Origin of the sequence: Lentzea waywayandensis, assembly GCF_900115955.1 — a bacterium.
Classification (GTDB): Bacteria; Actinomycetota; Actinomycetes; order Mycobacteriales; family Pseudonocardiaceae; genus Lentzea; species Lentzea waywayandensis.
In genome coordinates, this window is the sequence record NZ_FOYL01000005.1 from 96,307 (window position 1) to 108,284 (window position 11,978).

Annotated in this window: 15 protein-coding genes and 1 pseudogene; 8 read left to right on the forward strand and 8 right to left on the reverse strand. The window is 67.6% G+C overall.

Annotated elements, in window-relative coordinates:
• Positions 1-26: 26 nt before the first annotated feature.
• From BM417_RS20575 to BM417_RS20590, 4 genes and pseudogenes are all read left to right on the forward strand, one after another.
• Positions 27-617, forward strand: coding sequence for a TetR/AcrR family transcriptional regulator (locus BM417_RS20575; protein WP_093596657.1), 591 nt, complete (start codon positions 27-29; stop codon positions 615-617).
• Between the two features lie 4 nt (positions 618-621).
• Positions 622-999, forward strand: a complete 378-nt coding sequence (locus tag BM417_RS20580) for a DUF1801 domain-containing protein (protein WP_093596660.1) — start codon at positions 622-624, stop codon at positions 997-999.
• Positions 1,000-1,010: 11 nt separating this feature from the next.
• Positions 1,011-1,448, forward strand: a pseudogene (rnhA, locus tag BM417_RS20585) (ribonuclease HI); the annotation flags it as partial.
• A gap of 280 nt (positions 1,449-1,728) precedes the next feature.
• Positions 1,729-2,142 carry a PPOX class F420-dependent oxidoreductase gene (locus BM417_RS20590; protein ID WP_093596662.1) on the forward strand — a complete coding sequence of 138 codons (414 nt, stop codon included), beginning with the start codon at positions 1,729-1,731 and terminating at the stop codon, positions 2,140-2,142.
• On the opposite strand, the gene BM417_RS20595 is transcribed toward BM417_RS20590, so the two are convergent.
• On the reverse strand, positions 2,137-2,760 hold the full coding sequence (locus tag BM417_RS20595; protein ID WP_245822041.1) for a class I SAM-dependent methyltransferase: 624 nt from the start codon (positions 2,758-2,760) through the stop codon (positions 2,137-2,139). The genes BM417_RS20590 and BM417_RS20595 overlap by 6 nt on opposite strands.
• A complete protein-coding gene (locus BM417_RS20600) occupies positions 2,757-3,893 on the reverse strand; it encodes an aminotransferase-like domain-containing protein (protein WP_093597910.1) in 1,137 nt (378 codons plus the stop codon). Before BM417_RS20600 ends, BM417_RS20595 begins: the two co-directional genes overlap by 4 nt.
• A gap of 74 nt (positions 3,894-3,967) precedes the next feature.
• On the opposite strand from BM417_RS20600, the gene BM417_RS20605 reads away from it, so the two are divergent.
• Genes BM417_RS20605 through BM417_RS20615 form a run of 3 tightly spaced genes read left to right on the forward strand, consistent with a single transcriptional unit; the run spans position 3,968 to position 5,656 of the window.
• On the forward strand, positions 3,968-4,423 hold the full coding sequence (locus tag BM417_RS20605) for a GyrI-like domain-containing protein (protein WP_093596664.1): 456 nt from the start codon (positions 3,968-3,970) through the stop codon (positions 4,421-4,423).
• Positions 4,424-4,460: 37 nt separating this feature from the next.
• A complete protein-coding gene (locus BM417_RS20610; RefSeq protein ID WP_089923684.1) occupies positions 4,461-4,772 on the forward strand; it encodes an ArsR/SmtB family transcription factor in 312 nt (103 codons plus the stop codon).
• Positions 4,773-4,774: 2 nt separating this feature from the next.
• The gene (locus tag BM417_RS20615; protein WP_245822042.1) at positions 4,775-5,656 is read left to right on the forward strand and encodes an SRPBCC domain-containing protein; all 882 of its coding nucleotides are present in this window, start codon (positions 4,775-4,777) and stop codon (positions 5,654-5,656) included.
• 55 nt (positions 5,657-5,711) lie between these two features.
• On the opposite strand, the gene BM417_RS20620 is transcribed toward BM417_RS20615, so the two are convergent.
• From BM417_RS20620 to BM417_RS20635, 4 genes are all read right to left on the reverse strand, one after another.
• On the reverse strand, positions 5,712-7,304 hold the full coding sequence (locus BM417_RS20620) for a TIR domain-containing protein (RefSeq protein ID WP_143138734.1): 1,593 nt from the start codon (positions 7,302-7,304) through the stop codon (positions 5,712-5,714).
• A 290-nt stretch (positions 7,305-7,594) separates the two neighbouring features.
• Positions 7,595-8,449 carry a helix-turn-helix domain-containing protein gene (locus BM417_RS20625; RefSeq protein WP_093596670.1) on the reverse strand — a complete coding sequence of 285 codons (855 nt, stop codon included), beginning with the start codon at positions 8,447-8,449 and terminating at the stop codon, positions 7,595-7,597.
• 182 nt (positions 8,450-8,631) lie between these two features.
• Entirely contained in the window at positions 8,632-8,811 is a 180-nt protein-coding gene (locus BM417_RS20630) for a DUF397 domain-containing protein (protein ID WP_093596673.1), read from the reverse strand.
• Positions 8,812-9,041: 230 nt separating this feature from the next.
• A complete protein-coding gene (locus BM417_RS20635; RefSeq protein WP_093596676.1) occupies positions 9,042-9,671 on the reverse strand; it encodes a hypothetical protein in 630 nt (209 codons plus the stop codon).
• A gap of 275 nt (positions 9,672-9,946) precedes the next feature.
• On the opposite strand from BM417_RS20635, the gene BM417_RS20640 reads away from it, so the two are divergent.
• Positions 9,947-10,693 carry a class I SAM-dependent methyltransferase gene (locus tag BM417_RS20640; RefSeq protein WP_177320508.1) on the forward strand — a complete coding sequence of 249 codons (747 nt, stop codon included), beginning with the start codon at positions 9,947-9,949 and terminating at the stop codon, positions 10,691-10,693.
• On the opposite strand, the gene BM417_RS20645 is transcribed toward BM417_RS20640, so the two are convergent.
• Positions 10,669-10,884, reverse strand: a complete 216-nt coding sequence (locus tag BM417_RS20645) for a hypothetical protein (protein ID WP_093596682.1) — start codon at positions 10,882-10,884, stop codon at positions 10,669-10,671. The genes BM417_RS20640 and BM417_RS20645 overlap by 25 nt on opposite strands.
• A gap of 28 nt (positions 10,885-10,912) precedes the next feature.
• Complete coding sequence (locus BM417_RS20650) at positions 10,913-11,974, reverse strand: DNA polymerase IV (protein ID WP_093596685.1); 1,062 nt, start codon at positions 11,972-11,974, stop codon at positions 10,913-10,915.
• Between the last annotated feature and the right edge of the window lie 4 nt (positions 11,975-11,978).

Sequence of the window (11,978 nt, forward strand, 5' to 3'; positions counted from 1 at the left end):
ACGAACGTTGTACTACGATTCCCGGCATGCGACCGGACAAGCGGCAGGCGATCCTGCGCGGAGCGTTGAGCGTGTTCTCGCGCGACGGCTACTCGCGGGCGAGCATCGACGCCATCGCGAAGGAGTCGGAGGTGTCGACGCGCACGCTCTACAACCACTTCGCGGACAAGGCCGACCTCTTCCGCAACGTCATCCAGGTGAGCGCGAGCGAGGCGGCGGACGACCAGATCGCGATCATCGGGCGGCACTTCCACAAGGTCACGGACCTGGAGAAGGACCTCGCGGCGTTCGGGAAGGCGATGTGCGCCGAGCACGGCAACGCCACGCACTTCGCACTGGTGCGGCAGATCAACGCCGAGCTCACCCACATCCCGGCCGAGGCGATCGAGGCGTGGCAGGAGACGGGACCGCGCAGGGTGCTGCGGGAGCTGGCGGCCCGGCTCGACGGGCTCGGGTTCAAGGATCCGAAGCGCGCGGCCGTGCATCTGATGCTGCTCACGATGACCGGTGATCCCAGCATCAGCGGGTCACGTCCGGATGACGACGACATCGCGGCCGGCGTCAGGGTCTTCCTGCACGGGCACGATGTCGAGAAACAGCGAGCGGCCGCGACATAGGGTCATGGACACACGTGTTGACGACTACATCGCCGGGCTGCCGGAGTGGCAGCAGGACATCTGCCGCGAGGTGCGCAGGCTCGTCCACGAGGCCGACCCGGACGTCGAGGAGACGATCAAGTTCACGAACCGGCCGTACTTCGTTCTGGACGGCAACGTCTGCGCGTTGCTCGGCACGAAGGACCACGTGAACGTGATGCTCTACGACAAGGCGATCGTGCCGGACCCGCACAACATCATCACGAGCGGTCACGGGAACAAGACCGCGCGCATGATCTCCGTGTACCGCGACCAGCCGATCAACGCGCCGGCACTGGTCGAGATGTTCCGCCACATCATCGCCAACAACCGCCGTCGCAGGAGTGCCGGAGCTCGTCGGTAGCCTCATGACGCATGGCGGTCGAGATCTACACCGACGGTGCGTGCAGCCCCAATCCCGGTCCGGGTGGCTGGGGCGCCGTGCTGCGCTACGGCGAGCACGAGAAGGACATGTACGGCGGTGACATCGGCCCGACGACGAACAACCGCATGGAACTGATGGCGCCCATCATGGCGTTGGAGAGTCTCACCCGCCCGTCCACCGTGGACCTGTACACGGACAGCACTTATGTCCGCAACGGCATCACCTCGTGGGTGCACGGCTGGAAGGCGAACGGCTGGCTCACGAAGGCCCGCGAGCCGGTGAAGAACTCCGACCTGTGGCGCCGTCTGGAAGAGGCCGCCAACCGGCACGAGGTGGAGTGGCACTGGGTCAAGGGCCACGCCGGCCACCCGGAGAACGAACGCGCCGACCGTCTGGCCGTGCGCGGGGTCGAAGAGGTGACGGGGCGGGAGGTCAAGCAGCCCCAGGCGAAGCCGAAGAAGGCGGCCAAGCCCAAGCAGGCTCGTGAGCTGAGCGGCGAGCCGTGTGGCGCGCCCACGAAGAAGGGCACGCCCTGCCCGATCACGGCAGGTGCGAACGGACTGTGCCACGTGCACGACCCGGCGTTGCAGTGCGGCGCTCTCACGAAGAAGCGCGTGCCCTGCACCATCGCGACCGGCGGCGGCCGGTGCGAATACCACCAGGACTCGTTGGAACTGTTCACGTAGCAACCGGCGTAGCGTCGCCGTCATGCTCCCCGAATCCGCCAGGTCGGTGCTGGAGTCCAACGCACTCGGCCACCTCGTGACGCTCGGCCAGGACGGCTCCCCGCAGGTCACCATCGTCTGGGTGGGGCTGGACGGCGACGAGATCGTCTCCGGCCACCTCTCGCGGCACCAGAAGGTCCGCAACATCCGCAACGACGGCCGCGTGGTGCTGTCCATCGAGACGCCCCACGTCAACGACCACGGCCTGCAGGAGTACCTCGTGGTCTACGGCACCGCCCGCATCACCGAGGGCGGGGCACCGGAACTGCTCCAGCGCCTCGCGCACACCTACCTCGGGCCGGAGGTGAAGTTCCCGCCGATGGACAACCCGCCGCCCGGGTTCGTCACGCGCATCAAGGTCGACCGCCTCGCGGGCGTCGGTCCCTGGGCCTCATAGCGGCTCGTAGCGGGAGTGGACCGCGGGCTGGCCCGTGTAGTTCGGGCCGGCCCTGTCGTCCGCGCCCAGGTAGGTGAACGGCAACCGCGGCCGGCCCGCTCCCTCGTAGCCGACCAGACGCTTGCGGCCGTCGTAGCCGAATCCGGCTTCGCGCAACGCTTTGATCAGCGTGCGCCCGAACGGGGTGCCGTCGGCGCGACGCACGCCGTCGACGTCGAAGCTCGCCACGAACCGGCCGGTGGGCGTGAGCCAGGACGCGGCGCGGGCCAGCAGACCGAGTTTGTCGCCCACGTAGTGCAAGCCGTGAACGCAAGTCACGAGGTCGACGGGGTGCGTGGGCTCCCACTGGTCGACCGGCGCGACGACGAAACCCAGTCCTGGGCGGGCCGGCACGTGATGGTCGACCAGGTCCACCCCGATGATCGTCACGTCGTCCCGCGCGGCCTCGGCGAGTGCCTTTCCCGAGCCACAGCACAGATCCACCCACAGGGCGCCGGGTCTGAGCAGAAGATCGGTTCCCAACTCGCGGCGATAGCTCGCCAGGCCTCGTTCACGGTTCATCGCGCAGTTCGCGACGACCGACGAGCTCCACAGGGCCTCGTCGTCCAGCAGGCTCACCGGAGCACCTTCGCCAGGCGCGCCATGCCTTCCCCGATCTCCTCCACCGTGTTGGTGGTGAACGACATCCGGAACGTCGCGTGGTCCGGCGTGGTCGCGAAGAAAGACGCACCGGGCACGAAAGCGACGTCGTGCAACAGAGCTTCCTTCAGCAGCACGGCACTGTCCGCGTCGCCGGGCAGCCGCAGCCACACGAACATGCCGCCGTCGGGGTCGCTCCACGTCGTGCCGGGCGGCACGGTGGCGGGCAGAGCGGCGATCATCGCGTCGCGGCGGGCGCCGTATTCCGTGCGCAGGCGGGCGACGTGGGCGTCGAGGTCGTTGTGCGTCAGGTAGGCCGCGGCGGCTGCCTGGTCCACTGTGGACGTGTGGAGGTCGGCTGCCTGCTTCACGATCACCAGGGTGCGCAGCAGGTCGGCGGGGGCTCGTAGCCAGCCCAGGCGCATGCCGGGGGCGCCGACCTTCGAGAAGCTGCCCAGGTAGATGGTCCTGTCGCTGATCGATGCGAGCGGCGGCACGGCCGAGCCGCGGTAGCGGAGTTCGCCGTAGGGGTCGTCCTCGACGACCCACAGTGAGTTCGCCGCGGCGATCTCCGCGATCTCCGCACGGCATGGGGCGGAGAGCGTGCGGCCGGTCGGATTTGCGAACGTTGGCACCAGGTAGAGCAGATCGGGCTTCTCCGCGGCCACGACGGACCGCAGCGAGGCAGGGACCAGGCCGTCGGAGTCGCTGGCGACGGGCACGATCCGGGCGCCGGTCATCTGGAAGCACTGCAACGCGGCCAAGTACGTCGGTTCCTCGACCGCCACGACGGCGTCCGGTCCCAGCAGCGCGGTGGCCACGAGGGTGAGCGCCTGCTGGGAGCCGGTGGTGATCAGGACGTCCGAAGTGGGCAGTCCCGAGTCGGTCAGGCGCGCGGAGACCAGGGCGCGCAGGTCCGGATTTCCTTCTGTGGGGGCATATTGCAGCACGGAGCGGTCTCGCAGGGCGAGGTCGTAGGCGGCGCGCACACCGTCCAGGTCGAACAGTTCGGGGGCGGGAAGGCCGCCCGCGAACGAGATGACCTCGGGGCGGGAGGTCAGCGCGAGCAGGTCGCGCACCGGGGAGCTGGCCACGGAGAGGGTGCGGTGCATGAACTTCACGTTAATCGGACCCCGCTCCTGCCGAACGCCGATTTTCTGTCGGTGGTCGTGGCTAGCGTGGAGGCATGGACATCGAGACACGTGGAGAACAGCCCTACGCCGCCGTCAGGGCCACGGTGACGCTGGAGACGTTCGCCAAGATCGCCGACCGTTTTCCCGAGGTCATGCGGTGGCTGGCCGATCGCGAGTTACCCGTCACCGGAGCGCCGTTCCTGCGGTACTTACGCGTCACCGCCGACGAGTTCGAGGTCGAGGCCGGGATTCCGACCGTCGCCGAGGTGCCCGGCGACGGTGAGGTGTTCACGGCCACGCTGCCCGCCGGCCAGTACGTGGTCGCGCTCCACGAGGGCAGTCCGGACGGGCTGGCCGCCGTCACCGATCGGCTGCTCGCCCACACCGTCCAGTTCGACCGCGACGGCGACAGGTGGGGTGCGCGCCTCGAGACCTACTTCACCGATCCCGCGGTGGAACCGGACCAGAGCAAGTGGTCGACGGAGGTGGCCATCCGCCTCGCGGGCTGAGGTAGCGCCTATATGCCGATCGAGCTATATTGCCGTCATGGCATCTACGTTCGCCGTGCTGGCGGATCCGAGTCGCCGGGAGATCCTCGACCTGCTGCGTGAACGCGAGCGGCCGGTCGGCGACCTCGTCGACCGGCTGACACTCACCCAGCCGACCGTCTCGAAGCACCTCAAGGTGTTGCGCGAGGCCGGTCTGGTCGAGGTGCGCACCGACGCCCAGAAGCGCTGGTACCGGGTGTCGCCAGGTCCGCTGGCGGAGATCGACGCCTGGCTCGCGCCGTACCGGCGGATGTGGGAGAAGAGCCTCGACGCACTGGAACGCCGGCTCGACGAGATCGAAGGGGACTGACCGTGGACGCCGAACTGCGGATGATCGAGGGCAAGCCCGTGCTGCGCTTCGAGCGCACGCTGCGGCACTCGCCGGAGAAGGTCTGGCGGGTCGTCACCGATCCCGCCGAGATGAAGCACTGGTTCCCGGCCGAGGTCGAGGTGGACGGCCGGAAGATGCGCTTCACGTTCCCGGACGCGGCACCGGTCGACTCCGACGGCGGCGAGGGCGAACTGCTGGAGTCCGACCCGCCGAAGGTCTTCGCGTTCCGCTGGCTGAACGACGTGCTGCGCTTCGAGATCCTGCCGCGCGAGGACGGCTGCCTGCTGGTCTTCACCGCGGTCGTCACGAACAAGCTGTCCGTGGGCCGCGACGCACCGGGCTGGATCACCTGCCTGGACGCGCTGGTCGCCCACGCCGACGGCACGACGTTCGCAGCGCCGACGGAGTGGCTGTCGCGCATCGAGCACTACGTCCAGCTCTTCCGCCTAGACGAGGGCACCGACGAACCGGGCGGCGTGCGCTTCGTCCGCGACCTCGTGTGGGCACCGCTGGACGACGTCTGGAAGCTCCTCACCGAAGGCACCGAGGACGCGGTGCCGGCCCGCGCCGCACACCCCGGCCTGACACCGGGCGAGGTCACGAGGTCCGAGCCACCACGCCTGCTGGAGTACGAGTGGCTCCAGGACGGCGAGCCGAAGGGCAAGGTGCGCTGGGAGTTCGAGCACGTGCCGTTGCAGGGCACCACCGTCACGCTCTTCCAGGAGAACGCCCACGGCCCCGAGGCACTCGCGGCCTGGCACGTGCACCTGGAGCTGTTCTTCGCGGCCACGCAGGGCGAGATCCGCTGCCCGTGGCCCGCGGACCGCGAGGAGGAACTGGCCCAGCGCTACGCGGAGCGTTGACGAGTCGTCACGGGCGCGGCCGTTCCCGAACCGAGGTCCGGCCGCGCCGAGAGCGTCAGTCGTGCTGCACGCGATCAATGAGGTAGACCCAGTCCGGAGCACTCCGCCGGACGAGCCGTCTCGGTGTCCTCAACTCGTGTTCCAGCACCGCGCGCCGCCGGTCTCCCGGGTTCGGTGCGAGTTCCTCGAGCCGGTCGAGGTCAGCTGGCGTGAGGCGGACGTCGGTCACCTTCGAGGCGTCGTACCTCGCGATCGTCCACCAGCAGGTGTCCGCGGCACGCTCGCAGCCGAGCCTCCGGTAGGACTCCTCCGCGGCGAGCAGGTCGCGCAGCGCCGCAGCCTTCTCCCTGGTGGCGAACAGGAGATCGGCTCGTACCTGCCGGGACTTGGCCACCACCTCGGGGAAGTCCGCGGTGGCGATGACGGCCGTGACCAGTTCCTTGCCGTCGTTGTACTTCTTGTCGGCGAGGCACAGCCGTGCCTGCACCACCGCGAGCCAGTGATAGGGCTCGGTTCCCGGTGTCAGCACCGTCTCAGCCACCTGCGCCCGCCGGACCGCTGCCGCGAGCTGATCGGGACACCCCGTCGACTCGTGCCGAAGCAGTTGCAGTTCCGCGTGCAGCGAGGCGCACACCCCGAGCTCCTCGCTGGTCGGGCCGCCGATCGAGCGGAACAACTCCTTCGCGATCATCAACAGGTGCTCGCCCTTGCCGAGGTAGTACTCGCGATCGTGCCCGACCGCCTCGGCGGCGAGGTGCAGGAAGACCCTCGCCTCGGCACGCTTCCCCCTCGCGGCTGTCTTCAGGTCGCGGACCTTCTCCGCGATCTGCGTCCCGTCCTGCGCCATCAGGGTCGCCTCGCTGAAACGGTGTTCACGCAGCAAATGCCACGCGTGCCCCGCTATGAGCACCTTCGCCTTCAGCTCTTCCTCGCCCCTCAACGGCGGCCCGGACGCCAACGTCCGCAGACACACCTCGGAAAGGCGCCGAACCAGCCGGACGTCACCGCGCGCCTTGGCCACGGCCGCGACCGACTCGAACCCCCTGACCAGTTCGAAGTCGCCGGCACCGCGCTCCACCAGCTCCTGGGCCAGCAGGTACGCCTTCTCCGAGGGCAGCGACTCTGCCTGCAGAGCGCTCAACGTCGCACGGGTGCGGTACACCTCGTCGCTCTCCTGCACTGCGGGCGACGGGCGGCTGCAACCGCCCTCCTCAAGCGCTTTGAGACTCCGCACCAGTTCCTCCTCCCCGTCGCGAGTGCTCGGATCGAATCGATGAGCCACGAGCTGTTGCAGCACGGCCGGCAGCGAGTTCATCTCGATCCCCGGCGGCACGACCACCACCACCGGGCACCTGTCCGCGCCAACGTGGTGGTAGAGCTTCTGCCGAATCAGCCCCAGCTCGTAACGGACCCCCAGCCGTTCCATGAAGTCGTTGGACTGCAACGCTTTCAGGTACGACTCCGACACGATGATCACCACGATCCGTTCCCGGACCGCCTTTTCCATCCAGGCCTGGATGGACATCGGATGAGAGGAGCTGAGATCGGCGTCCCAGAGCACGTCGAAACCGTGCCCCCGCAACACCTCGACCACCGGCGCCGCGATCGGTCCTCCGTCGCTACAGCTGTAGCTAGCGAATATGCCCATCTCGGAGACCTCCCCCGTCTCGCGCGCAGGGGACGAGAGGAAGGATGGGATTTCTGGTGCTGCTGCACATGGTGCGCCTCCTGGGGACTGGGGTCGACGAACAGATCCGGACTGGATCAGTGCGGCGAGGGCCAATCACCTGAAGGGGACCTGGATGGCGGAACTCATCAGGGGTCGAACGTCATACGCTGACGGACGGCGGCATTGCCTCGCCTCATGGGACTTGGGGCCGGTAGCGGTTGCCATCGGGCGGGCGGCTGTTCCAGCAGCCACCCGCCCGGCCTCATCGATCAAACGCCTCCCAGTTCTTCCAGTCGTCGGTCGATCACGTTCGGGGTCTCGCTGGCCGGCAGGGCGAACTTCTCCAGCTGGTAGAAGTAGTTCAGGTACTCCTTCAGCTCCGGCCCCGCGGTGAGCAGGTTGTCCTTGTACGGCTGCTCGATCAGCAACGCGAAGTCGTTCTCGTCCTCCGAGAAGTCGAGGACGGAGAACGAACTCTTCATCGCCGGGTGGATGCCCTTGGCGAACGGCAGGATCTGGATCGTCACGTGCGGCAGTGCGGCGATCTCCTTGATCCTCACGAGCTGGCGCCGCAGCACGTCCTCACTGCCGATGACCCGGTGCAGCACGGCTTCGTCGATGATGATGAAGATCTCGGGGCCGTCGGGTTCGAGCACCGACTGACGGTGCAGACGGATCTCGACGCCACGCGCGATGCTGTCCTCGTTGGGGGCGTTGGCCGCGACCAGGACGCGCGCGTAGTCCGAGATCTGCAGCAGTCCGGGGATGACGTTCAGCTGACACTGGCGAATCCGGACTGCGGACGTCTCCAGTTCCAGGAACCTCGCGAACTGCTCGGTGAAGAAGCCCTTGTACTTGTCCATCCACGCGGAACGTGAGCGCTTGATGGCCCTGGCCAGCCCGACGAGCTCCTCGACCCGCTCCTTGTCCGTCACCCCGTAGTAGAAGAGCAGGGCCTGGACGTCGGTGACCGAGATCTTGTTCTCACCCTTCTCCACCCTGATCAGCTTCGAGACCGACCAGTCGAGCGCGTCCGCGACAGCCTGCTGGGTGAGTTCTAGATCGTCCCGCATCTGCCTGAGCTCGTCGAGCAGGCGTTTCTGCAGAACAACGGGGCTGTTCACGGTAGTAACACGTCTCCCTTCATTCTGCTAACTAGCAGAATGGTAGCGCTCCAAAAGCGCACACTCGTAGTGCAGTCAACCATTTGGCAGACAGCAGAAGGAGATACACCAAGAGAGAGTGGCTACCACGAGAGGCGCACCAAGATGTGATCAAGACTTGACCACACGATCGGGCGATTGACTCAGGTTCGGACTACTGCGGCGACGAAAGTGAGCCAGCTCGCGAGCGGCACTTGGAACCGTCGGCCGGCGTCCTTGGAGTCCCTGATCCACACGGTCGCGCCGTTGCTCGCGCACTCCAAGCAATCGTTCTCGCCAGTGCCGCTGTACGAACTGCGGATCCACCTGAGCTCTGAAGCCATTCGTCGCTCCCATCGCACGGGGGTCCCCGACCGAACCCACAGTCCTCGGCCCGGCCCGCCCGCGTGCACCCCGGGAGGGCGGCGGAGGGAACGCCTCCAACCCGATGAGGCCACGACTCAGAATAAATCAACGACGACGGTCATCAACACCGCCAGAGGTACGCCACACCAAGGGAAAGAGGACATATCAAGGACACGGCGAACGCGAAACCCGTTGCTATCACGTGGAATCAGAGCGTCGCGAAGCGGTCGACGCCCACGCCGCTGATCAGCAAACGCTCCTTGCGGTTCCCCGTCAACCGCTGCGTCCAGTCGACGAACCCGCCGTCGCCGATCTCCACGCCGTCGCGGAAGACCTTGAAACACAGACCTTTATAGTAGCCGGTGTGCCGTGACGGGTCGGCGGGCAGATCGCCGCGCACCACCTCGAACCGCGGATCCAGCACCGTCACGCGGAACTCGACGTCACCACACGCCTCACGCAAGAACGCGACGTGTTCGGCGAAGTGCTCGAGCTCGAAGGCGAGCGAGCCACGATCACGCCCCGCCGACACCGCGGCGAACAACGTGAAGTGCGCGGACCTCCCGGCACCGCTGAACAGCTGCGCCCGCACCACTCGCTGCACCGCGGCGAGTCGCACGTCCTCCGGGCCGGACTGGCGCAGCAGTGCGGCTTCCAACGCCAGCGCGTTCGTCGGATCGGCCGCGACCTCGGTGCCGCGCACGGTCGACAGGACGTTGTTCTGATCCATCTCTGCCACGGCGGAACACGTTCCGAGCGGCGCCACGGGAGCAAGCCCCAGCACGGAGAACGACGACGGCAGCGCGGCCAGCAGCCGGTCCTCCGCCGCACGCAGCACGGAGAACGGAGAACGGCACGGAAGCAGGCGCCACGAACCGGTCTGACCGATACTGCCGCAACACGTCCGCGCCGGACAACGCGTCGGCGCGACGCCGCGTCAACGCGAGCAGCAAGCTCGTGAGATCGCTGCCGGACAGGCCCGCGAGCCGTTCCAGCACCTCCTCGCCGCCCACCGAACGCAGTACCCGCGCCAAGACACCCATGCCTGCCATGATCCGCATCCCGGCCAGTGGATTTCCGCGAGCACGCCAGTGGATCACTAGGGTCGTGACCATGACCGACGAGCAGGCAGTCCAGGAAGGCGACCTGTGGGGCCGCAAGGCGGCACAGCGAGCAGCGCTCGGCGCGAAGATGTCCATGCCTGCCTGGAAGACCGCGATCGAACGCACCGGCATCACGGACGGCACGACGGTCCTGGACCTGGCGTGCGGCAGTGGCGAGTTCTGCGCCACCGCAACGGAAGCGGGCGCGAAGGCCACCGGAATCGACATCTCGCCCGCCATGATCGCGCTGGCGCGGCAGGCGAGCACCGCCGAGTTCCACGAGCTCCCGCTGGGACGACTGCCTTGGCAGGACGGCACGTTCGACGTCGTGACGGCGTTCAACGCGTTGTTCTTCGCACAAGACCCCGATGAGGCGTTCGCGGAAGCGGTCAGGGTCAGCAGGGACTACGTGGTCGTGTGCGAGTGGCACCCGGAGCACCCCAGCGACCTGCTGGTCGTCGGCAGGGCCGTGCGAGGGCCCGGCGGGCGCAGGGGCGCGAAGCTGCCAGAGCCGCGGGAGAAAATCACGATCGACATTCCCCAGGAACATCCCGACGAGGCCACGATGCTGCGCAGCTTCCTGAGCGTGGGCAGCTATCAGCGCATCATCGAGAGCGAGGGAGAGAAAAAAGTCGTGGAAAAAATCAGGGCCGCCGTTGAACCGTTCCGAACCCCAGACAGTGGCTATCGATTCTCGAACAAGTACCTGATGTCAGTCTTCCGCAAGAACGATCAGGCCGCGGCCAGGATCTCGTAGCCTGCCGTGGTGAGTGCCGCGGGGCCGGAACGTGCGCTGATCAGGCCCGCAGTCGTCAGGCGCAGCCCGGCGAACTGGTCGGCGCAGCACAGGCCGTCGACGAGCAGGGAGCTTCCGGCGATCTCGCAACGGCCGTCGGCCACTGCTCTGAGAACGGCGCGGTCGCGGTGTGTGAGCGATGAGTCGGTCATCTTCTTCTCCTAGCCTTCAATCCTCTACTTACTGATACGTCGAAGGAGAAGGCTTCGGTTCGACATCTTCGTCAGAGAATTCCGCGCGTACCCCCAGAAGGCGTACAGCCCGGCCGTGTTCGAAGCGCTCCAGCACGACCAGAGCGGCCGCGGCGAGCTCGTCGGCGGACGACGTCGGCGCAGGCAGCTTCATCAGACGGACCTTCGTGAAGAACGGCACGAACCGCACCTTCACGCCCACGCGCACGGCCGGACGCCCCTCGGCGACCACGTCAAGAGCGACCTGATGCGCCAGCGCGACGACCTCGCGGCGGATGTCGTCCAACGAGGCGAGGTCCTGCTGGAAGGTCTTCTCGTGCGAGCGGGACTTCGCGACCCACGGCGTCGCGCTCACGACCGTGTCACCGGCGCCCTGAGCGACCCCGCGGAAGTACGGACCCATCCTCGGGCCGAACCTCGCTGCCAGCTCGTCGGCGGATGCCGTGGCCAGGTCCGTCACGGTCGAGAGCCCGAGCTCGACGAGTTTGCGCTCGGTCTTCGTCCCGATCCCCCACAGCGCGGACGTCGGCCGGTGCCCCATCACCTCGACCCAGTTCGCCTGCGTGAGCTCGAAGACACCGGCGGGCTTGCCGAACTCGGTCGCGATCTTGGCCCGCAGCTTGTTGTCGCCGATGCCCACCGAGCAGTGCAGACCCGTCGCCGACAGCACCGCGGCCTGCAACGAACGCGCGAACTCGGCAGGATCGTCCACGGTCACCCCGACGAACGCCTCGTCCCAGCCCATCACCTCGACGATCACGGGGAACGAGCGCAGTACGGCCATCACGTCCGCCGACGCGGCCTCGTACAGGGCGTGGTCCACCGGCAGGTACACGGCGTCCGGCAGCTTCTTGAACGCGGTCCGCAGCGGCAGGCCCGAACGCACACCGAACTCGCGCGCCTCGTAGGACGCGGTGGCCACGACCGCGCGTTCGGTCGGGTCGCCGTTGCCGCCCACCACCACGGGCCGGCCGCGCAACGACGGATCGCGCAGCACCTCGACCGCCGCGATGAACTGGTCGAGGTCCACGTGCAGGACCCAGTCCGCCATGCTG